At 38.6% G+C, this 22,447-nt stretch carries 22 protein-coding genes; 9 read left to right on the top strand and 13 right to left on the bottom strand.

Features of this window, described 5'->3' with window-relative positions; all coding sequences use genetic code 11:
* Positions 1-17 precede the first annotated feature (17 nt).
* Positions 18-380 (top strand): four helix bundle protein, encoded by a 363-nt coding sequence (locus tag PL8927_RS08785; protein ID WP_083619873.1) that lies wholly within the window; start codon positions 18-20, stop codon positions 378-380.
* A gap of 91 nt (positions 381-471) precedes the next feature.
* Here the strand turns inward: PL8927_RS08785 and PL8927_RS08780 are convergent, their stop codons facing one another.
* Positions 472-921 (bottom strand): hypothetical protein, encoded by a 450-nt coding sequence (locus PL8927_RS08780; RefSeq protein ID WP_083619871.1) that lies wholly within the window; start codon positions 919-921, stop codon positions 472-474.
* A gap of 199 nt (positions 922-1,120) precedes the next feature.
* Between PL8927_RS08780 and PL8927_RS08775 the strand changes: the two genes are divergently transcribed.
* The 3 genes from PL8927_RS08775 to PL8927_RS08765 all read left to right on the top strand — a co-directional run bounded on the left by PL8927_RS08775 (position 1,121) and on the right by PL8927_RS08765 (position 3,260).
* Complete coding sequence (locus PL8927_RS08775) at positions 1,121-1,723, top strand: hypothetical protein (RefSeq protein WP_083619869.1); 603 nt, start codon at positions 1,121-1,123, stop codon at positions 1,721-1,723.
* A gap of 52 nt (positions 1,724-1,775) precedes the next feature.
* Positions 1,776-2,282 (top strand): type III secretion system chaperone family protein, encoded by a 507-nt coding sequence (locus PL8927_RS08770; protein WP_083619867.1) that lies wholly within the window; start codon positions 1,776-1,778, stop codon positions 2,280-2,282.
* 291 nt (positions 2,283-2,573) lie between these two features.
* Complete coding sequence (locus tag PL8927_RS08765; protein ID WP_083619865.1) at positions 2,574-3,260, top strand: Uma2 family endonuclease; 687 nt, start codon at positions 2,574-2,576, stop codon at positions 3,258-3,260.
* A gap of 13 nt (positions 3,261-3,273) precedes the next feature.
* Here PL8927_RS08765 and PL8927_RS08760 read toward each other — a convergent pair whose 3' ends face one another.
* Positions 3,274-5,637, bottom strand: a complete 2,364-nt coding sequence (locus PL8927_RS08760; RefSeq protein WP_083619863.1) for a putative PEP-binding protein — start codon at positions 5,635-5,637, stop codon at positions 3,274-3,276.
* A gap of 22 nt (positions 5,638-5,659) precedes the next feature.
* Here PL8927_RS08760 and PL8927_RS08755 point away from each other — a divergent pair, with 22 nt between their 5' ends.
* Entirely contained in the window at positions 5,660-6,328 is a 669-nt protein-coding gene (locus PL8927_RS08755; protein ID WP_083619860.1) for a ComF family protein, read from the top strand.
* A gap of 148 nt (positions 6,329-6,476) precedes the next feature.
* Entirely contained in the window at positions 6,477-7,184 is a 708-nt protein-coding gene (locus PL8927_RS08750) for a calcium-binding protein (RefSeq protein ID WP_083619858.1), read from the top strand.
* Between the two features lie 94 nt (positions 7,185-7,278).
* Here the strand turns inward: PL8927_RS08750 and PL8927_RS08745 are convergent, their stop codons facing one another.
* The 7 genes from PL8927_RS08745 to lpdA form a co-directional block, all read right to left on the bottom strand.
* Entirely contained in the window at positions 7,279-7,785 is a 507-nt protein-coding gene (locus tag PL8927_RS08745; RefSeq protein ID WP_083619855.1) for an ISAs1 family transposase, read from the bottom strand.
* Between the two features lie 999 nt (positions 7,786-8,784).
* Positions 8,785-9,213, bottom strand: a complete 429-nt coding sequence (locus tag PL8927_RS08740) for a type II toxin-antitoxin system VapC family toxin (RefSeq protein WP_083619852.1) — start codon at positions 9,211-9,213, stop codon at positions 8,785-8,787.
* Positions 9,206-9,454: a hypothetical protein gene (locus PL8927_RS08735; protein WP_083619849.1), complete on the bottom strand. Its 249-nt coding sequence runs from the start codon at positions 9,452-9,454 to the stop codon at positions 9,206-9,208. The genes PL8927_RS08740 and PL8927_RS08735 overlap by 8 nt, the downstream gene beginning before the upstream one ends.
* Positions 9,455-9,551: 97 nt before the next feature.
* Positions 9,552-9,695: a CRISPR-associated endonuclease Cas1 gene (locus PL8927_RS28420; protein WP_231505964.1), complete on the bottom strand. Its 144-nt coding sequence runs from the start codon at positions 9,693-9,695 to the stop codon at positions 9,552-9,554.
* 532 nt (positions 9,696-10,227) lie between these two features.
* Positions 10,228-10,908, bottom strand: coding sequence for a Uma2 family endonuclease (locus PL8927_RS08725; protein ID WP_083619846.1), 681 nt, complete (start codon positions 10,906-10,908; stop codon positions 10,228-10,230).
* Positions 10,909-11,007: 99 nt separating this feature from the next.
* Positions 11,008-11,988, bottom strand: coding sequence for an FkbM family methyltransferase (locus tag PL8927_RS08720; protein ID WP_083619843.1), 981 nt, complete (start codon positions 11,986-11,988; stop codon positions 11,008-11,010).
* 146 nt (positions 11,989-12,134) lie between these two features.
* Positions 12,135-13,565, bottom strand: coding sequence for a dihydrolipoyl dehydrogenase (gene lpdA / locus PL8927_RS08715; RefSeq protein ID WP_083619840.1), 1,431 nt, complete (start codon positions 13,563-13,565; stop codon positions 12,135-12,137).
* 157 nt (positions 13,566-13,722) lie between these two features.
* Between lpdA and PL8927_RS08710 the strand changes: the two genes are divergently transcribed.
* From PL8927_RS08710 to PL8927_RS08700, 3 genes are all read left to right on the top strand, one after another.
* The gene (locus tag PL8927_RS08710; RefSeq protein WP_083619837.1) at positions 13,723-14,580 is read left to right on the top strand and encodes an amino acid ABC transporter substrate-binding protein; all 858 of its coding nucleotides are present in this window, start codon (positions 13,723-13,725) and stop codon (positions 14,578-14,580) included.
* A 165-nt stretch (positions 14,581-14,745) separates the two neighbouring features.
* Positions 14,746-17,016: an nSTAND1 domain-containing NTPase gene (locus PL8927_RS08705; RefSeq protein ID WP_083619834.1), complete on the top strand. Its 2,271-nt coding sequence runs from the start codon at positions 14,746-14,748 to the stop codon at positions 17,014-17,016.
* Position 17,017: 1 nt separating this feature from the next.
* On the top strand, positions 17,018-17,596 hold the full coding sequence (locus PL8927_RS08700; RefSeq protein WP_083620063.1) for a sugar O-acetyltransferase: 579 nt from the start codon (positions 17,018-17,020) through the stop codon (positions 17,594-17,596).
* A gap of 147 nt (positions 17,597-17,743) precedes the next feature.
* Here PL8927_RS08700 and PL8927_RS08695 read toward each other — a convergent pair whose 3' ends face one another.
* From PL8927_RS08695 to PL8927_RS08680, 4 genes are all read right to left on the bottom strand, one after another.
* A complete protein-coding gene (locus PL8927_RS08695; protein ID WP_083619831.1) occupies positions 17,744-18,994 on the bottom strand; it encodes a hypothetical protein in 1,251 nt (416 codons plus the stop codon).
* Positions 18,995-19,018: 24 nt separating this feature from the next.
* Positions 19,019-19,902 (bottom strand): IS630 family transposase gene (locus tag PL8927_RS08690; protein ID WP_197047317.1). Its coding sequence is split into 2 segments (ribosomal slippage): positions 19,019-19,573 and positions 19,576-19,902, totalling 882 coding nucleotides; the frame shifts between segments, so codons are not numbered across the junction.
* 115 nt (positions 19,903-20,017) lie between these two features.
* Positions 20,018-20,446: a hypothetical protein gene (locus PL8927_RS08685; protein WP_083619828.1), complete on the bottom strand. Its 429-nt coding sequence runs from the start codon at positions 20,444-20,446 to the stop codon at positions 20,018-20,020.
* Between the two features lie 24 nt (positions 20,447-20,470).
* Positions 20,471-22,447 (bottom strand): hypothetical protein, encoded by a 1,977-nt coding sequence (locus PL8927_RS08680; protein ID WP_156093141.1) that lies wholly within the window; start codon positions 22,445-22,447, stop codon positions 20,471-20,473.

Below are 22,447 nucleotides of genomic sequence, written 5' to 3'. Positions count from 1 at the left end.
TTTTTTTTAGATTATAAATGGAGAGTTTTCAGAAGTTACAGGTGTATCAGTTATCTGAAAAAATTGCTAATGAGGTTTGGTTTATTGTTCAGAATTGGGATCTGTTTTCTAAAGATACAGTGGGGAAGCAATTAGTGAGATCTGCTGATAGTATTGGAGCGAATATTGCTGAAGGTCATGGTCGTTATAATTCTCAAGATAATCAACGTTTTGTTAAAATAGCGAGAGGGTCATTAAATGAAACAAGGCATTGGTTAAGGTTAGCTTGCGCTCGTCATCTATTAACAGCAGAACAAGTTGATAAATTACAACCCTTACTTGATGAATTATCCCCCAAACTCAATGCTTATCTCAATTCACTAAAAAAACTTAAGGGTTGATTGTTTGCGGTTTTTAACAGTCAACAGTCAACAGTCAACAGTCAACCGTCAACCGTCAACAGTCAACCGTCAACCGTCAACCGTCAACAAATTAGAATGAATAAACTCTCCCCCGTTCATCAATATAAATAGTGCGTTCTTGGTGGGGGTTATCCGCACGGGTAGAAGTGATTTCAATAGTTAATATGTTTTTGGGGATGACGCGGAAATTGTAAATTAACGGGTAAGTATATTCCGGTGTGTTAATTAAAATTGTGCTGGTTTCTCCGGGTTGACGTCCCACTCTAACTAAAAATTCCCCTGTTTTACCCGGTGCTAACCGTTGAGAATTATCATTGGCTAGGGCATAAACCAGGGTTTGGTCAGTTTTGTTCCGCAGTCTCACCGTGATCAATTGATTGGGATCAACCGTTGCTTCTACATCCCAGTCCGAAGGTGACACGGTATAGTCAGAAAACCATTCAGCTTGACCGGAAGAGGTTAACCCTAAACTTAGGATAGTTACTAGGGTCGCCAAGGTTAAAATACGATATTTAAACATAAAGTTACTGCAACGCAATCACACTTCCATTGATCCGCGTCTCAACCTTCGATCCGGAAAAGCGGCGCTGGCTTTGAGGCTGCAATTCAGGGAAAAACATGATATTGATCAGAAGTTGCATTATAATTCCACCAGAAGTAAGCTAAAAGCAACAGCAACTGCTGCTGACGTTGATTCTTGATCCAGTCAATCCTAATTTATGCACTCAAAACTTGTTCCTCTGAATATTCCCGGTGGTTGGGCTATTACTCATAATGCTTTTGGTGATGAAGATCCTTTTATTCGAGATGGTCGAATTGTCAACGAGCAGTTCTATAATGAAAACTTGCTGATGATTGAACCGATTGAGTTTAATGGAACAGACTGGATTATTAATCAGAATCGTTATAAATTGAAACTAGGCTGGTATCCCCACGCCAACCCCGATGGCTGTTATCGGTTACAATTATTAGCCGGAAATTCTGAGCAAGAGGAGCTAGAATTTAAAGCGAAAGAACGGGGAAAAATTCGTCAAATGATTGAACGATGTTTTTATTTAATCGGTCAAGGGGTGGAGGTCAAAGAAATTAAATGGGAGATTGAACGCAGCGATAAAACCTTTGAAAAAAATCCTCACTTATCATCAGGAATTAGGAAAAAAATTCAAGCGGTCAATCGATATCGAAATCGATTTTATCAGGGTCAACTTTACTCTCTTTATCCCCCGATTTATTATGAATTAACTAATATTGTTTACCGGAGCGCAAAAGAGAATAAAATTGCGTATAATACGCCAAACCAAGACAACTCCCATCGAGGGTAATTGTTGAAGCCACTATTGTTATGTAATTTTTGTAAATATAGGACAATAAAGGATGTTTACTGTGTCAGAACAAAACCCCGAATTAATGCCTCAAGAATACCCCTCGGATCGGGCTGTATTTGATGTTTTAATTGATTTTATGAACCTTGATGGTTGGGTTTATAAAGAAATTGAACATCGTCGTGTCTTGGCTTTGGGAGTAGAAGGCAAAAATGGCCGATTTGATTGTTATACAGTAGTTCGGGAAGCAGAGCGACAAATTGCGGTTTATTCTGTTTGTCCGGTCAAGGTTCCTGACTATAAACGCTATAATATGGCTACGTTTATTACCTTGATCAATTATGGAACAGTGGTTGGCAATTTTGAATTGAATTTCCAAGATGGTGAAGTTCGATATAAAACCAGTTTAGATGCGGAAGAAGCGGCTTTAACCCCGGCATTTATTAAACATTTAATCTATACCAGTGTGACGACAATGGATGACTATTTACCGGGAATTTTATCGGTGATTTACGGTAATATTTCACCGGAAGAAGCTTTCCAACGGACTCAGTATTAATGTTTGTTGGCTGTTGACTGTTGACGTGTAGGGGCGGGGTAACCCAAAGCGTGTCAACTTAACCCACGTTAGCCCTGAACTAAAGTTCGGGCTAAGAGCTAAAGTTATCTAAAGATGACTAAGATCATTCTTCATTAACCCGTTTTAACGGGTTTTAGCTTTGAGCCTGAAATTGATTTCAAGGCTTTTGGCGTTAAGTTGACACGGATGGGGGTTACCCCGCCCCTACGACTGCTGATGAGTAAATTAAACTACTATTCCCTTTTCCCCCTATAACTAAAAATAAAAATTATGATATCTAGTAATACAATTTCTCCGGTTTTAAACCTTCCTCCTTTAGAAAATGGAGATCAACTAACCCTTGCTGAATTTGAGCGTCGCTATCAAGCAATTCCTAATCTAAAAAAAGCCGAATTAATTGAAGGAATCGTTTATATGGCATCTCCGGTACGAATCACACAACATGGCGAACCCCACGCTAATATGATGTTGTGGTTAGGTCTTTACAAAGCCTTTACTCCTAACCTACAATTAGGGGATAATTGCACAGTTAGATTAGACCTCGATAACGAACCGCAACCGGATGCTTTATTAAGAATGGAAGTAGGAGGACAATCTACAATTAGTCAAGATGGCTATGTCGAAGGTGCACCAGAATTAATTGCTGAAATTGCAGCGAGTACCGTTTCCATTGATTTACATCAGAAATTAAAAGTTTATCTCCGCCATCAAGTCCAAGAATACCTAGTTTGGCGAGTTTATGATCAAGAATTGGATTGGTTTAGATTCAATAACGGAGAATATATTCAACTTGAAGCGAATAGCGAGGGTCTATTTTATTCGCAAGTATTTCCGGGTTTATGGTTAGATAAAACAGCGTTATTAACGGGAAATTTAGCCCAAGTTTTAGGAATTTTACAACAGGGTTTAAACAGTCAAGAACATCAAGACTTTGTGCAAGGAAAGAGGGAATATTAGATATCCCTTTTTTTTAAAGCTGTTGACGAGCGACTTCTAGGAGGATGCGTTTTTCCGATCTAGCGATCGCTTTGTATGTGGATTCAACGGCATCCAAACTAACAGAAATAGATGTAATTCCCCACCGAACTAAATCTTCAATCAGTTCAGGATATAAAGCCGGAGCATCCCCACAAATTGAACAAGGAATATTAGCTTGTTTTGCCATTATAATTAACTGTTGGATGGCTTTTTTCAATGCGGGATGACGTTCATATTCCCCAGGAAATATCTGCATTTGATTTCGATCAATTCCAAATAATAATTGAGTCAGATCATTGGTTCCAATCGAAATTCCTTGAACCCCGGCTTTAACATAATCGGGTAATAAAAATAAAATCGAGGGGACTTCCGCCATAATCCAAACTTGAAACTGGGGATAACGCATTAATCCTGATGCTTCAATCCGATCACGATACATTAAAAAGTCTTCAACGGAACGAATAAAAGGCAAAATCAGATAAATATTTTGATCACCTGACTCATACAATTGTAATAAAATTTTGAGTTCTAAATCCAATAAAGCCAGACGTTCCAAAGATCGGGAATCTGAAACCGGGAAACGACCTTCCTCCCTTCCCACCTCTCGTAAATCTAAGGCTCGATAATAGATAGGTCGAGGAGATAAAAGACCAGCGAGTTGATGTAGCGGTTCCGCCATCCGTTGAATAAACTGCGGTTGTTGTTCCGGTTCAATCCAATAACTAAAATTATAGTGATTGCGATCAACTCCCTGAGAAACCCAAGAATTTAGAGTCGGATTTTGAGGATTTTCTAAGACTTCAATTGCCATTAATTCTGAACGCAGTAAACCTACTCCATCAATGGGTAAAAAAGGAAGTCGCTGCATAGAAATGGATTGACTAATATTAACCATTAGGGGTGTAGCGTTCGGTATGAAGTCGGTTTCAAGGAGATGTTGTTGTTGAAAACTCCGTTTTGCCAACCGTTCATTGACTGGGTGCTCTTGTTCCATGAAATAAACTTCTCCGCGATTGCCATCCACAAAAACGGATTCACCCATTTTGATTTGTGCTGTTGCATTCACAATACCACAGACGGCAGGAATTCCCAGTTCTCGCGCCACAATTGCACCATGACTGGTCATTCCCCCCCGTTCAGCCACAATAGCGACAGTTTGCTTCAATAGGGGTAAATAATCCAAAGTAATCGCAGGAACAACTAACACCGTATTATCAGGTAATTGTGACGGTATGGGTGCGGTTGCATTCAGGATATATGCTGTTCCTCCCCCTTGTCCAGAAGCTACGGCTAATCCTTGAAAATGCTGTTGACGAGGGGTAGAGCTTGAATTAACGGGATTAGAGGAAACAGGGGATTCGGTCGATCCGGCTCCGATCAGATAAAATTGAGGTTCTTCCTCCGGTCTGGGTTGACACAGACGCCAATCGAATCGTGTCGTTTGAGGACTAGAGGATACAACCTGTTGAATAATCTGAATTAACGGTTGTAATTGTTCCGGTGTTAGGGAAAATCCCTGTTGGGGTTCAGGAATTAAACTGGCATAAATTGGAAGTTGGGAAAGAGTTGTTCCAAATTGCTTTTGGGGAATGGGATATTTTGTGGGTTGATCAACAGAAGATTTTAAATCATAGATAATGGTTTTAGCGCCTAAATGCTGTTGTTTAACCCTTCCGGTTTGGGGTTGAATGGAATAGATATCAGGATGGTTTTCTCCCCAGAGTAGCGAGAATTCTAAACCCCAAGTAGAGTGAATTTCCCAACAGTTTCGCTGAATTTTTACAAAACCCGAAGCACTGGCAGACTGAAGCGGTTGAACTAACACCGCAGGCTGTAAATCTTGTAATCGCACACCAGATCGTTGCCAATATAATAAACCCCTAGCCCGAAAAAATTCAGCATAAGCTTGTTTTAATCCGTCGGACGCGGTTTGATGATCCCCCCAACAGATCACCGCGTCTAAAAGTCCTGATGTTTGTAGATGATGGGGAAGACTTAGACTCGGATAAAATATCAATGCTGGGGTATTTAATTCGTCAATGTTGGCTTGAATTTGATCACTCCAGAATTCGGATAACTGGGTATCGATGAGTTGCTGACAAAGGCGTTGAGCGATCGCTTGTAATTGACGGGGTTGATTGACATCGAAGTAAAGGGACGATTGGGGGAAATCAACAAATAAGGGTTCTAACCAGTCAATCGTTTGTAAAAATTCCCAGAATAATTTAGCCGTAACAACGAAACCCGGTAACACGGGACAACCTTGACGGAGTAAATGACTTAAATAGAACGCTCGCTCCCCTACAACTTCTCGATCAGAAAGTTGAATTTGGTGGAGCCAATAAAAATTATTCACACCTTAAACTGAGTTCATTATCATGATCAAAACACTTTTAAACTTATTTCTCAAACCAAACTGTCCATTGTGTAACCGACCTGCTCATACAGAACTTTGTGATTATTGTGAACGACAGTTACTTCGCTGTCGGTTTCCTCAAAACGTTAAATTTGCCACCGAGGTGCCGCTTTGTGTCTGGGGACAGTACAAAGATGTTCTCAAACGGGCGATCGCAGCCTTGAAGTATGATCATCATACCGAACTTGCTAAACCTTTGGGCTATGGATTAGCAGAAACTTGGTTATCTACACCTCAGTCCCAGATCTCATCTCTAACCGTTGTACCCATTCCCCTACACGCGGCTAAATTAAAACAACGGGGATTTAATCAAGCCGAACTCTTAGCTAAAAGTTTTTGTGAACTCACGGGTTTATCCCTATCGGCTCAGGGTTTAGAACGAATTAAAGAGACAGAAGCACTGCATCAACTTTCCGCCGAACAACGGTTAAAAGAAATGCAAAATGTGTTTAATTTAGGTCAAGATTTCCGTCGTCGCCGTCCTCAAGGTTCAGTCTTAATTTTAGATGATATTTATACAACAGGTGCAACGGTAAAAGCAGCAATTTCTCAATTACAACAGGCGGGAATTCCTGTGGCGGGTGTTGTTGCGATCGCCACAACTCAAAAATCAGTAATCAGTAATCAGTGAATCAAACAAATCCAGTGAATGAAGCAAAAAAAGATTTCCGGTAGTTGACAACAAACAACAACTGCTTTATAACTAATGACTGATTACTTATAGAGACGCGCCCTGGCACGTCTCTATACTGATAACTGATAACTGATAACTGATTAAAATGACTTTAATTTTAGGAACTGCATTGGCAGATAATCTGTCTGGACTGATCGAAAATGATGAAATCTATGGTTTAGAAGGAGATGATACAGTCCAAGGTCTTGAGGGGGATGATACGATTAATGGGAATCAAGGATTAGATCTTGTTTATGGCAACCCCGGAAATGATTTTCTATTTGGAGGTCAAGGGGATGATAAAGTGTTTGGCGGATCAGGTAATAATCAACTATTTGGTAATTTAGGCTCAGATGCCTTATTTGGAGGGGTCAATAGTGATTCTTTATTTGGCGGTCAAGATCTCGATCTCCTAGCAGGTGGAGGAGGAAATGATTATGTTTCCGGTGATTTAGGGGATGATTTTGTAGCGGGAGTTGATGTTAATTCAGCGAATCCCGGATCGGGTGAAATTGATACCTTAGTCGGTGGAGCCGGATTAGATGCGTTTTACTTAGGTAGTTCTGATTCTACTAGCTATTATTCTACAGGTGGTGCAGCAGATTTTGCTTTTATTAGTGATTTTACAGTAGGTGAAGATTACTTTGTTTATAAAACAAATGATGTAATTACATTCAACGATTTAACATTACCCGGTTATGGAACAGGAGCGGGGATTTTTGTTAACAAATCTGGGTTAGAAGAATTGATTGCATTTTTACCCGGAGTTCAAGCTAGTCAACTTAATATTACCAATGATTTTACACCGATATAATGTTGGCTACACATTCGCCCCTGTAGAGACGTTGCATGCAACGTCTCTACAGGGCGGGTTCCGAGACGAGCTTTAATAATCAGTAATTATCTCCCTAAACCCGCCCTTTCTTCTGAGCAGCGATCGCATTGAAGAGGNCTGATCCTTTTTTGTTCTCCAACTTTTTCAGGTTTAATACACATCCTGTTCTTTGACTAAATAGTGAAACAATCATCACAAAATTTTGGGAGTTATCTCCAAAATCTTTCAAAGTGCTTCTGAGGCTTTTTCCATCTACTGCTAACCAATCTAGTTCTTCTTGATGCGGATAATTCAAAGCCGCCCATTGATTAAATATCTCGATTAAATTTGACCATTCTACCCCTTGTATTACTCTTCTTATTGTTGAGTATGATGGCAGTTTTTCTAGCTTGATTTTTAAAACTTGGCTGAGTTCTTTTCGATTAATTTTAGCAAAATTTTCCAGTTCTCTGTACCCTAAATTTCTCGACATTAGCCCCAAGATGACTATTAATAATACTAGCCATATGGGATGCCTTGTCCCCTGGGCTTTCCGGTAATCCTTGACTTTTTTCAGTTTTTCTATTAGAGTTGTTAGCATCTTTATTTTTGTAAAAAATAAGCGACCGCTCTTGATTTTATCAGGTAGCGATCGCTCTTTCTTTACTCTTTTCCCCCCGACTTTGAAACAGCCCTGCCTTGTTAAGGGGGGTTAGGGGGGATCTAGGACGCTTAAAAAAAATCAAAGAACTTTCGGTAACAAGCCTACTTTTAGCGCGATTGTTGACGGACTTTGGGCGTGCCTTGCCCCTACAAAGACACGGGGTATTTTTTAGGATTAATAATCTTGATTATTATGAGTGTACAATCTATTTGGGACTGCTATAGTGGTTTTCAAGTGAGGATTAAAAACCCAGTTTCTTTGAGAAACTTAATTTTTGAGTAGAAATTTTGCCCTAACTAATCGCAATCTTGCCATACTACATTAGTTAAACTGTTTGGAACCAAAATTTCAACCTGGGGCGTTATTAAAATGGTTTTCTAAGAATAAAAAATATCAAGATGATTATTTGAGAGATCAAGTGATGCACAATCTTTAAGGGATGGAAAAATAGGAGGTAATTGAATATATTTTAGGGGAGCAATATACTTTTGTTTTTGATTGAGTCAACTGATTTTTATATAAATTATTAAACAGGATGGGATGATTTTTCCTATCCTGTTTTTTGTTAATTTTACTTCCAAGAAGTATTTTTACAATTAATAGTGCTACAAGAATATAGCAATATTAATTAGTTTGGTTTCCATTAATTCCACTTCTAAGAATAGAAGCGACGCAGTTTGCGAGGCAGGGAAAAACCGTTGGCTGAAACAACATTTTGCTCCTGCCTCAGAACCCTAGAACCCATACCCAGAGGGATAGTGACGCTCCCGACAACAGAATCAGCATTATAGCGATTTTGCCTAAGCCTCGCAAAAACCATCAAATCATCAGTTAAAGTGTTTTGAGCTATTAGCGATCGCCCTAATTTAAAGCTACTTAAAATAACATTAGATCAGGATTTGCTTTAACCTTACACCTGGATTAAGCACGAAAACGCTATAATCCCAACTGATGAACATAAGCAGGACAGGGTGAAAGTTGTCTTAATAGGGCTTCATCTGCTGTCCAATATTCGGCTGATTTATGTTCAGCACAGGCTAAAAAAACAGCATCATACAGGGTTGACATACTGTATTGTTGGGCTAAATTCCATGCCCGTAGTTGGATATTTTTTGAATCTAAATAATTAATAGGAAGATTGCTATAAGCTAAGTAGAGTTGTTCGGATTGAGTAGATGTAAGTAAGTTAAGACGCACTTTTTTTCGTAATACAGAACCAATTTCTGCCCAGCCAAAACCAGGAGCAATCAATGTTATATTCCGTGTTAGGGCATCAGTCACCAAATCAGTAGCAGCTTGTGATTGTTCATCAGGACAGAGATATTTAATCCAAACGCTAGTATCTAAACAAATGCTTTCAGTCACGTCTACCTTCTCCTTCTCGCAATTGGTGAATCAAAGGTATTGAACTAGGGTGAACTCCTGTTTTCTGTTTTACTTCTTCACGGATTTTAATAATAGTTTGGTGAGCCTCCCAAGCCCGTCTCAACTTAATTTCCTTAGATAAAGCTTCCGTAACTAGAGCGTCAAGAGATTCTTTTTCAATTTCTCTAGCTTGCTGAAGTAAATCACTGGGAATCTGGATAGTGATTGTTGTAAAATCCATACAAAAGCCTCTTGATACAAGTTTTTATGTTATCGCATATTAGCAAAGATTTTCTGTATTCGTAGGCTTCTAATTTGCCTGAGCCTCGCAAAAAACATCAAACAATCAGTGAACTGGGATACTCCGTAATCTTTGGCCCCTGACCCCAAGTTTCCACACTTCCCCAGGTATGGTGAGAAAGGGGATAACCAAAGCTCAATATCGCATTGACCGGATTTCCTGGGGGACGACGCGATCGCACGGTAAACACAAACTTAGCAAAGACACAAAGAAGTTGTAAATTAACCTACTCATTGCTATAACTCTTTTAATTTCTGAAAGTGTCAATCAGGAGCGATCGCCCAATTTCAAGAAACCGGGTTTCTAATTAACATGGGTCGCATCAAATCAAGCTCTGTTGAGAAACCCGGTTTCTGACCCATTAATCTCTTGCTCAATTAAAGATAATAGCGATCGCAAATTTATATAAATTGAAATCCGTTATAAAAATGTATTAAAATCCAATTACATTGTAGGGTTGAGGTATGCCTTATTGGTGTCAATTTAAGCTGAAAAGCCTTGAAATAAATTTCAGGCGTAGGGGCGGGTTCAGTGGGGTTGCGGTTAATCAGGAAAGATCTTGCACCAAGCCGCCCCTACAAACCCGTTAAAACGGGTTAATGAAATACTTAACTTTTTAGTTATCTTTAGATAACGTAGAGACGTTGCATACAACGTCTCTACAGCCCGAACTTTAGTTCAGGGTACAGAGAACTTAACTGTTTAACTTGATTCTAACTTTCGGGTAACTCCCCAAATTGTTCTCGATATTTTGCTAATAAAGTTTCGGCTTCTGTTGCTACTTCTTCGGGAGTGGGGAGGAGTTGACCATCTGAGGTAAAAAAACGCAATTGAGAGTTATTAACTCCTAAAAATAATTCTAATTGTTGACTCCATAACCATCCTTGGGGGTTGGGTTCAAGGGGTTGATATTTGCCATCAACTAAATGAAATCCTGCTAATTCTAAGGTTTCGGGATCAAACCAAAAATAATCAAAGGTGCGGAATGTATCTTGATACAGTTGTTTCTTCAAACCTTTATCAATTTCTGCGGTGGATGGAGATAATAGTTCAATAATAATATTAGGGTATTTTCCTTCTTCCCAAATCATCCAACTCCGTCTAGGTTTACGTTCTGTGTTCAAAACCACAAAGAAATCTGGCCCTCTAAAATCCTGCGATTTTTTTTGATTCTGGTTAAAATAGATGGTTAAATTTCCAGAAACATAAAAATCTTGACGGTTTCGCCACCACCACTCTAAAAGACGAATTAGGAGATCCATTTGTTGACGATGTAAATCACTTTCCAAGGGAGGTTCCTCACTCCATAAATCGTTAGGTGGAAATATAATATCATCAAATTCCTCTTGTTCTGATGCTAGAAAGAGGGAAGGTTCGTTATAAATAATAGACATAAACTGTTTAACCGACTCACGATAGATATAGTTTAACTTAAAATTAGTCTAATAGCGTTATTTAAAAAAAAAATTAGTCCCTCAGACTCATCAAATTCATCAAGAGGGATGACTCTTTTTCAGTAATTTAGAAATAAAAGGAATCGATTCTATATTAAGATTTTTTAGTTCTGGATGCTCTTGAATACTGTTAATGATTACATCCGTTAAATTATATTGATGGTTATCTCCATAATTTAAAGTTAAATATCCCAATAATTCTAAAGCATAATCATAAAACATAAAAATATCAGCGATACAAGCTAATTTTAGAATATTATCAGGAGTTTTAAAGCCTAAATTTTGATCCGGTCGAATTAAATCTCGAACATAAAACCCATCTGTCCATACTAATTGTCCGGGGTGTTGACGAGACATCAAGGTAATTCCCTGGCGGCGACCATTCCATCGGTTTCCAAAGTCCAGGAGGGTAAAACCTTGATTTCTGAGATAAATATCAACATCTGCAAATAAGGGTTGATTTTTATAGAGTTCTATAAATGAAACTTCTACTAATACCATTAAAATTTGATTGTCTAAGAGTTGAGAACCACCTTGTAAAACGTTTAATTCTCCTCCTTGTACATCCAACTGAAGAAAATCAATAGAAGTGAGTTTATCTTGAAAAAACTCATCTAAAGTTGTTGTTTGTACAGAAGTTGTAGATATTAATTTATGGCGTTCTGCATATTCTTCTAAACGATTAATGACTAACTCATTGGGAGGATATAAGGAACTACATTCTGGGTGTTTGGTGCAATATAAAGTTTGAGTTCCTGATGTATTCCAAACGGCTAGAGGAATATGGGTTTCTGTCCAGTTAACCTTGTTTTGGGTTAATTGTTGATTGCGTTCTTGACAAGCTTTCGGGTCAGCATCAAAGCCATAAATCGTTAAACCTGGGGCAAAAATTTCCCACCCTTGCTGAGAATAATCAGTATCAATAAATTCTTGAACTTGACGGGAACCCACAATACATAAAGTTAGATCAATATTATCTAAATAACCCTGGTTTTTTAAATGTTTAACAAAGATAGACATAAAATAAATAATAAATAATTTGTGTTCAAAACCTGTAGGGGTGGCGTCCCTCCCAACCCTGTTTTCACCTGTTTAAATTTGGGCAGGGAGACCCTGCCCCTACGGGTTTATTGGGCAGGGAAACGGGGTTTAATCGGATAAATTAATTAATGACCCCCAACCCCAATAACAGCCCGTTTATAGGCTTCATCTAACACTTCTGAAAGGGTTGGATGGGTATGAACGGAGAAGACTAAATCATGAACAGATTGCCGTTGATACATGGCATTTGCGGCTTCTTGAATTAAATCAGAAGCATGAAGTCCGAAGATGTGAACCCCTAACAGTTCTCCGGTATCTTTGCGATAAATTACTTTAGCCATTCCTTCGGTTTCTCCTTCAGCAATAGCTTTAGAATTCCCTTTAAAATAGGTTTTTACTGATGTAATTTCAAACCCTTCTTTTTCTCCTAATTCTTTGGCGGCGGGTTCAGTTAAACCGACATAACTAATTTCTGGATGGGTAAAAGCTGCTGCTGGAATACTGCGATAATCCACTTGACGAGAACGCCCACAAATCGTTTCGACAACGGCAATTCCTTGGGCAGATGCAGTATGGGCTAACATCATTTTACCTGTAACATCTCCAATTGCCCATAAATGGGGAATAGGTTCGCCACCGGATAAGACTTCTAAGTGATCATTTGTGGGAATAAAACCGCCCCGAATGGGTTCAACATTAACAGATTCTAAGCCTAAATTTTTACTGACCGGAATACGACCTGTGGCGACTAAACAGGCATCTACTTCTAAGACTTCTTCAACTTCTTTGGTTTTAGTATCTGCTAACTCAATAATAACTGGAGAACCGGGAGTAACTTTTAACGCTAATTTCCCAACTTTGGTTTCAATATCACGAGGCGTAATTAAAACCCGTTGGGCTAATTTAGCAATATCAGGATCAAAAGTGGGCATTAATTGATCCAAAGCTTCTATCATTGTCACTTCACAGCCTAAAGCCGTATAAATATCAGAAAATTCTAAGCCAATATAACCACTTCCAATAATAGCAATCCATTGGGGTAGAGATTCTAATTTGATCGCATCATCACTGGTGAAAACTGTTTGATGATCAATCGTAATTCCAGGGGGAACAAAGGGAACAGAACCGGGTGCTAAAATAATATCTTTAGCGGTTATTATTTTTTCTCCATTGCTAGTTTCAATGGTAACTTTATTAGCACCTGAAATTTTCCCCCAACCTTGAATAACATCAATACCTAAGCGTTTTAAACTATTGGTCATGTCACCGCGAATTTTAGTAACAATATTATCGGCATGGTTAGCAATTTGTTGACGATCAAAACTGACTTGTCCTAACTGAATGCCTAAGTTTTTTAAGTGATGGGTGTTATGTAATTCTCGGACTCGTCCAGAAGCTGCTAATAAGGCTTTAGAGGGAATACACCCTCGGTTAACGCAGGTTCCCCCCATTTCAGCTACTTCAACAATTGCGGTTTTTAAGCCACAACCGACGGCATGGATGGCAGCCCCATGTCCTCCAACTCCGGCACCAATAATCACTAAATCGTAATCCATATTCTGTTACTACTCTCTTGGGATTAAAAAATATTACCGTTTTCCTTGTACCTTGCCAACTCAATCCCGTTTACAACGGCTAGATCAGTTCCGGCTGACTGATCCTTTTTGCGGTAAGCTAGATTCGATTACTGTGTTTGTAGGGATCTATCATAACATGAAAACCAAACTAGCCACTGTTACATTAAGTCTAATTTTATCAGTTATTTTTCCTGTATCGAGTTTAGCAGGAACCGTTTTAGAAGAAATCAAAAGAACAGGAGTTTTAAAAGCAGGAGTCCGACAAGATGCACCCCCTTTAGGATTTGTTTCTACTGAGGGAAAATGGGAAGGATATTGTATTGAATTAATGGATTTGTTGGCAAAACGATTAGAAGATCAGTTAAAACTGACTCAACCTGTAAAGGTGGAATTAATTCCCTCAACCTTAGAAAATCGGGAACAACTGGTAACGGAGGGAAAAGTTCATTTAGAATGTGGCCCCAATACTATTAGTCGTACCCCTAAACCGGGAATTGTTTATTCAGATCGGTTTTTGGCAACGGGAGTTCATTTATTAGTTCGACCGGATAATGAAGCCTTGATTCAACCATCAGGAGCATTAGAAAATATTTCTATTGGGGTTCTACCTGCCTCTTTAACTCAACAGTTTATTAGCAGTCGTTATTCTTTAGCTAAAGTTGAAGAATATCCAGGAGTTGACGGTCGAAAAAATGCAGTAGAAGATGTTGTTCAAGGTCGTCTGAATGCTTTTGCTAGTGATGGATTATTATTAATTGGGGAAGTTTTAAGAAATCCGGCAATTTCCACTCAAGATTATGCCTTAGTTCCCAAGGAACCTTTGACTTGTGAATTTTATGGCATGATTCTTCCAGCAGGAGATCTATCTTGGCTCAATACGGTGAATTCTTTGATATTAGTCGAAGAAACGGTTAATATTTTAACGGGGCTTTATGGCAAGGATTCAGAGTATGTAAAAACCTTGGAAGCGGCTCATAATAAATGCTTATTTTAGGTCGATAAAATTGCTAGGGGAGACGATTCAAACGCCTAATCTTTAAAGGGGTATCCTTCCGAACAGCCAGGGATACCCTGATTCTTCTCGAAATAGTTGTTTTTTAATCCAAAAAATGTCACACTATTAATAATTCTAGGATCACTCCGAGTTTGAGGCAATACCATGAGCGACATTAACCCCCCCAAACCTGTTCTCGGTAATACGCCCTCTTCATCCATTCTATTTCTCAATCGCTGTGTTGAGCAGATCTTTGTCGAGATTTTAGATCCCAATACGGCTCTATTTGAACCTAATGCGATGATTTTGGGAGACTCTTATCCTGAATTTAAAACGATTCTTCAGCAAGTTCGACAAAGTAACTATCAGCACTTATTACCTACATTAATCGCTGGATTACAATTTACCTTGGGTCGAGAAGCTTATGAGAATCATGACCTAGAATCGGCTCTCTATCATTATCGGCGCAGTTTAGAATATTGGCCGTCGGCTTTAGCCCAAGGCAATTTAGATATGCTATCCATGGCTAACCGAGAAACCCTTCTCCCGAATCAGTTTATTGAACAAATGGGTGCAGTTTTGTTTCATCTAGGGTTATGTTTTATGACCTTAGCCCAGTCTAATACAATAGCAAAAGACAACGAAAATTGGCAAGAAGCTAAAAAATATTTTGAGCAAAGTTTAGAAATTTTTGAAAAAGTCAGTCGCCCTGATTTAGTCTCTAAATATATTGCAGAATTAGGGGATGTTTTAAGACATTTAGAAGCCTGGGAAGACCTACAAAAAGTTGCCCAAAAAGCGATTCAGTTACATATTTCTTATGGCTCAGAAACCCAATTAGCCAAAGATTATGGCTTCTTGGCTGAAGCCGCTTTACATGAGTCAAAGTGGGCGCACGCGAATCAATTAGCGGAGTTAGCATTAGCAATTCAAGGCCAGTCCACCTATGCTGATCCGATGAGTACAGCCGGGGTATCTAATAATTCCTATTTTTATTTACTAGCAGAATCGAAACAGGAATTACAACAATGGAAAACCACTGTTAACCAACTGGAAGAGGCCCTGCGAAGAACAAATGTTGAACAAGATCCCCAAGGTTATTTAAAAATTCTAACAACCTTACATAAACTTTATTTTGATCAAGATTTATATACTGAAGCCTCGCGTTTAAAAGAACAAAAAATTTCTATTGAATATCAGTATGGGTTACGCGCATTTATTGGGGTGCGATCTTTACAAGCGCAATCTACACTGAATGAGGAGCAACGTTCTATCGCTCTGGAAATTCAAAATTCTGATCGGTTAAAGGATGTTCAAGTTTTATTTGAACGAATTCAAAATCCCGAAAATAAACTGATTATTCTTCATGGAGAATCAGGTGTTGGTAAAAGTTCATTACTGAATGCGGGAATCGTACCTATGCTGTTAGAAAAGCGTTCCCGTGACTATCAGATTGCTCGACCTATTTTACTCCGAATTTATACCGATTGGTTGCGCGAACCAAACCCAAAAACCTGGAACTTAAGTTCCGTTGTAAATTTACTCAAACAGAATGATCAAAATCAAATTCCAACGGTTTTAATTTTTGATCAGTTTGAAGAATTTTTTGTCGTTTGTCAGGAATTAGAACAAAGATTACCCTTTTATGAATTTTTAAAAGAAAGTTTGCTGCTGACTTCCATTACGGTTTTACTCTGTTTAAGAACAGATGCTTTACATCATTTATTAGAATGCGATCGCCGCACTTGTTTAGAAGATGTGATTCATTCTGAAATTCTTTCAAAACAAGTGATCTATGGATTAGAAAACTTTACCCTAAATCAAGCTAAAACACTAATTAACAACCAAATTGAACGGGCTAAATTTGCGATGGAACCTGATTTAATTAATCTAGTGCTTCAGGATTTAACTATTAATATTGATCAGGTGCGACCCATTGAATTACAACTCATTGGGACTCAATTACAAACCCATGAAATTCACACCCTAGAGCAATATGGACAGCTTGGAGAACACCCAAAACAAAAGCTGTTAGAGCATTTCTTAGATGAAATTATTCGAGATTGTAGTTCCAAAAATGAACGAATGGCGATTAAAATTTTATATGCTTTAACCAATGAACAAGAACATCGTCCTCTGAAAACAAGCAAAGAACTGGCGGAAGAATTAGATGTAGAATTTAATAAAATAGAACCTCTATTAGAAGTCTTGGTTGAAGAAGGGTTAATCTTACATCTCCCTGATATTCCTGATGATCGGTATCAACTGACTCATGATTATTTAGTGGCGTTGATTCGTCAGCAAAAAGGAGAACGATTAATTGCTGAGTTAGAATTAGAACGAGATAAAGCACAACGCAAAATTATTGAAGAGAAACCGAATAGTTTTGTCAATCGTGCGCTCGCCTCTGTTTTACGTTGGATTAATGCGGATTAAAATGGAAAATACACCCCAAACAGAACAACAAAAAATGCTGGCGGGAGAGTTGTATCTCGCCAGTGACCCTGATTTAATTCAGGGGCGTCAACGCGCTTCTAAACTGACTCGTTTATACAATAATACAACGGAAGAACAGTTAGAAGATCGTCAAAAAATTCTATTAGAATTATTCAATAAAATTGGGGATAATTTATATATTACTCCTCCTTTTTATTGCGATTATGGTTGTTATATTAAACTCGGAAATAATGTTTATATGAATTCTAATTGTATCATTTTAGATTGCAATTGGGTTGAAATTGGGGATAATGTTTTATTAGCGCCGAATGTTCAAATTTATGCGGCTTATCATCCGATTGATCCTGAATTACGCCTGAGCGGGCAAGAATTAGCAGCACCGATTAAAATTGGGAATAATGTTTGGATTGGAGGCGGTGCAATTATTTGTCCAGGGGTAGAAATTGGCGACAATACTACTATTGGTGCAGGGAGTGTTGTTGTTAATAATATTCCTGAACGAGTTGTTGCTGTGGGGAATCCTTGTCGCGTGATTCGGACGTTATCCCTCAGCCCGTAACTAATTTTTCCGACTCGGAAATAAGACAAAAGACGAAACCCCTTACAGAGTAGGGAGTACGGAATATTCAAAAAAAATTTTCTACAACCCATTCTACAGATCGACTATTTTCCTGGGATTTGACGGGGGATTGTAAATTTTTATAACTTACTTATTATTCAGGGAATCACGCAACACCTCCCGAATGTTCTCGTCAACAAAGGATGGCTTGTTATCGTAATACAGTGGAATTTTTTTAATCAACTTTTTGGGGTCTGGAACTGAAGCGGCACCGCCTAACCGTTTCAATTCTTCATACTTAGTAAGCTTGTTCCAATTCCGAATGACAGCATAAGCTAAATACATTTTAGTAACATCCCGTTCTTTCCCCCCTTTTTGCCCTGAACGAGATCCTTTCCGATGTGTCAGGCGAATTGGGTAGATAATCTTCGCTTCGCAAATACTAGCCAACGCATCTAAGACCTTTTCCCCCTCTGCCTCACTATCAACATAAACTTTGATTTTACGCCCATTTGACAAATCAGCTTCGGCAAACCAATTGCCTTTCGTAAAAGCAACCTTACCACTGCCAAATAAACTTTTTAATCGTTCAAAACTAATAATAGACCGTTTGCAGTTGGGAATTGTAATTTCAGATTTTACTAAATCTTTTCGCCGTTCCTTCGTCCAATAAGGCGGTTTTTCATAATTATATAAAATCAAAGTAATTTCAATCCCATTAGATTCAGTTATAGGGATATCATCATAAAGAACATTGATTCCCGTGCCAATATCACGATTTTCTAATAATTGATAAGTTGCTGTCGTTGACTGAATTAAATGTTGTACACTTTGAGTTCCTCCTCTTAATCTTACAGTTTCCGATTCATTAAGCTCAACGTCTACGCTGCGTGGTTCCCCTCCCATATTTGTTAATAACATTGCTTGCTCCGAAATAAAACTATCAAAGCCTTGAGCTACTGCATATAAAGCCTCCCAAAAAGCATCCTGGAATTCATCTATAAATTCATCAGCCATATCCTGCAACCATTCAACTCCCCCTCCTAATGTATCTTTCCATTCATTAAACTTTTTACGAAAACTCCACTCATCTCCACTTCCCCAAGAATCATAATAATTTTTCCCTGTTTGTTGATCAACGGGAACAGCACCCCTGGACATTAAAATTCCTTTTTGTGTCTCACCAAATCTTTTTGCAGACCATCGCACAACGCCTCTAATCCCTCCATAAGCACCAAGGAGAGCCGTCGTTAACAATGCCCTTCCTAGGGTGCTCAGAAAACCAGAAAACTCGCTCAACATATCCTCTAAGGCTTCTTCTCCAACCTCTTTTAAGACATAAATTGCTAGAGGTTCGTTGAAGACAGCAACGGCACTACCTGGAATTACGCCACCCACTAGCCACCCAGTAGCTCTATAGCGCTACGCGCATACGTTAGGACAATTTCTAAATGCAGCATCCACGCATTCTCTGACGGTTTGAAATTCGTTTAATCTCTGTTTCATCCATGTCTTTAAAACAGCCCACCAGTTTTCAATCTTGTTCAAGTCGGGAGAATATGGGGGCAAATACCAAATTTTACATCCGGCTTCTTCGACGAGTTCTTTGATATATTCCCCTTGATGAAAGCTGGCATTATCAATAATAATAATGTCTCCTGGTTCTAGCACTGGCAGCAAACAATTCTTTAACCAGGTTTCAAATAAATCTTTATTACATGACCCCTCAAAGGTTAAAGGAGCCAATAATTTACCTTCTTTCAATGCTGATAGCCAACTGACTCTTTCTCTTCTTTTACCGGACTTGAGTGCATAACATCTTTCCCCTATCGGGCTGTAGCCATACGGGTAATCCTCTCTATTATCAAATCCCGCTTCATCTACATAAACTTTTCTGCTCCTTTCTATTCCCTCTAGTTTTTGAAGAAATTCTCGTCTTTTTTCTTCATCTCTTTCTCGATACCCATAAGTTTTTTTTTTCGACTTATACCCAGTTTTCGACAAGCATAACTAATATTCTGTTGCGTCGCCTCACACCCCCATAATTGGGCCATTTGTTTTTGAGTCTTGTCACTATTTTTTTTCACGAATTCTTTAAATTTTTCTAACTCCTGAATTTTCGGTTGAGTTCCTACTCCTACCTGTCGGCTAGCCTGATAGTCTCCTGTTTCTCTTTCTTTTTTCAGCCACAGATCTAATGTGTTGCGACTTATTTTAAAGAAACGACTTACCTCTATTTTCTTTTCTCCTCTTTTCACGGCTGCGATCGCCTTGGAGCGTAAATCGTAACTATAAGGTGCCGGCATAACTATTTTCCGATATTGAGGTATTACTGCATCTTATCATACTTTTGTCCTAACCATAGCGCGTAGCGCTNGCCGGCATAACTATTTTCCGATATTGAGGTATTACTGCATCTTATCATACTTTTGTCCTAACCATAGCGCGTAGCGCTATACCAGCTAAACCCGCAAATCGTACACCAACATTAGCCCACTGATTCCCAATTGTATTTAAAATCTGTTTTTGGGAAATATTCCAATTAAAATTCCAGATTGCATCAAAAGTCCCCCTTACTATATTAAATAAACCACCAAATGTGAATGAGAGACATTTCATCGAAAATTTGACTAAGGAAACAATAAATCCCCCTAGTCCTTGAAGGAAGCCCAAAATACCACCGGGGTTTGGCTGTTGTCCTCCTTGGCCAGGTGGAGCATTAGGGTCTCTCGGTGTAATATCTTCTAGCCATCCAGCAGCTTCCCAGACCCGTAAAATTTTTCCACCGGTGGAATTAGATCTGATTTGCCGGGAACCTAGCTGAATAGCGGTTCTAGTTAGTTGCCCCATAAAGTCAAAATCCCCTAAATCAATCTATTCATCATCTTTAACATCTTTAATCTCAATTTCAGAATCATCGCCAAGATCAGATTTGAATTTTTCTTTAAAATCTTCCCAGTCTTCCTCAGTTTCTTTCCTGATAATTCGTTCGTTTTTTTCCATGTCTTTTACATTTTTTCTTATTTGATTTTTAATTGTTGTAGGGTCAGAACCTCCCTCTAAACGTTTGGCAAACACCCCTTTTATAATGTTCGCAGCAATTGCTAATTCTTTTAAAGCAGTTTTCAAAGTAATTCCGTTTGCGTAATCAAATTCAAAAACTTTAATAGGAGCTTTTTCAGGAGCATCCCCAAGAATTTCATCTAATTTATCAGCATTCGGGTCAAAACTATGCTGTATAAGTTCTTCCCTCTCAATAATATCTATCCCCATATAATCAATAATCGTTTCTATAGCTCTAAAAGCCTTGATTGCAGCTTGCCGCGTCAACCCAGTTTCTGAAAGTGTCCGAGATTCAAAGTTTAAGGCTACTGTGGTATTAATATTCTGTTGGAGCACTAGCCCATATATTTCGGCGATTGCCTCTGCCAAATTAGGGAGAGTAATCGTTTGTTCCTGATCGCCTGGAGTTAAAGGATCTGAATCTTTAACCTTGATGTCTACAGTCCATTGACCCATTAATTTGTCAAATTGGTCAATATACCACCCAAATAATTCTGCATAATCTGGGATATCAATTTGTCCTTCTTCAATAACGTTTCCACTAGAATTTGTTTTAGCTAAAAGACTCTTAGGCAGAGAGGCGGGAAACTTATCAACAGCCATTATTTTAGCTAATCGTCTTACAATTCTACAACAATCTTCATCCATTTTTTTTACAGGGAAAGGGGGATTTTTTGTCGGTTGGTTAACTTGATCATCAATATAAATAATTCCTTGAACTCGATGAATTTCTGTATATTTTGTACTCGAAAAAGAAGGTGGAGCGGAATTTGCTCCAGTTGGAGCCTCCCACCCGTAAGAATCGGTTTTAAACCCAGCATCACTTCTGTTTCGATCATAAATTTTTGTATTTCTTGAATAACTACTTGTCCCTCCTGGCCCGTAGCTCGTGGAGCGAGTCCAAGAATGCTGATAATTAAGGCAATCAGCAAAATTTTCGATCATTTTTTCAGATCCATGAACCAAGAGAACAGTTGACCGGGCAAATCCTCCTATATAATAAAATCTTACAAAGGAATTTACCGATTCCACATAAAAAGAATCTGATTCATAAGAGCGATGTGTTCCGCTTGCATCAATAATATAATAAAAATTAGCCAACCTTGACCAGTTATAACCTCCTCCCGTTTCAGCTACATTTAATGAAATTGTAGCCTGGCTTTTTTCTGCATCAATATTGTTTACATTGAATTTAGACCTGTATTTATAAGTATTGTTTCCTTCACTTGAAGTATCTTCTCTTACAATACTTCGATCTATAATAATTAAAGCTCTTGTAGAGGAATCACTACCTGGCTTTGGTTCAGGGGGCCATTCATCATCATTTATAGGATCAAGTGGCTCCGGGTCTGCACCTGGCTCTGGCTCTGGCTCTGGCTCTGGCTCCGGCTCTTTGCACTCCTCAGAATCTACTTTTTGAATATCAGAATATAAATATTGACCAGCGAAATAGAAACGTTGGACATAAAAACATTTTATTCTAACAGTTTCGATTCTTATTAAATTGACAATATCAACAGAACCGCCGCCAGTAGAATCAATTTCAACTCCTAATCCTGGAATCTTTAATCCTACTCTTAATCCAGAATTTGATAGATCATTAATATCAATCCGTGCCCCGACTCCAACTCCGGGTTTTAGTTCAGCCGTTCCTTCCCCTGAATCTTTAGCTTTTTTGGCAGCTTCAGCTTTTAATCTTTCCACTTCTTCTCTCTCAATTCCTAATCGCTTAGAAATCGAATCATTATCATAGGCATAATCGCTCCATTCTGGTTTTTTGTCTGGCAT

It is taken from the genome of Planktothrix serta PCC 8927 (genome assembly GCF_900010725.2).
Taxonomy (GTDB): Bacteria; Cyanobacteriota; Cyanobacteriia; order Cyanobacteriales; family Microcoleaceae; genus Planktothrix; species Planktothrix serta.
The sequence above is the reverse complement of the archived record's forward strand: the minus strand, read 5'-3'. Positions and strand labels throughout refer to the sequence as shown.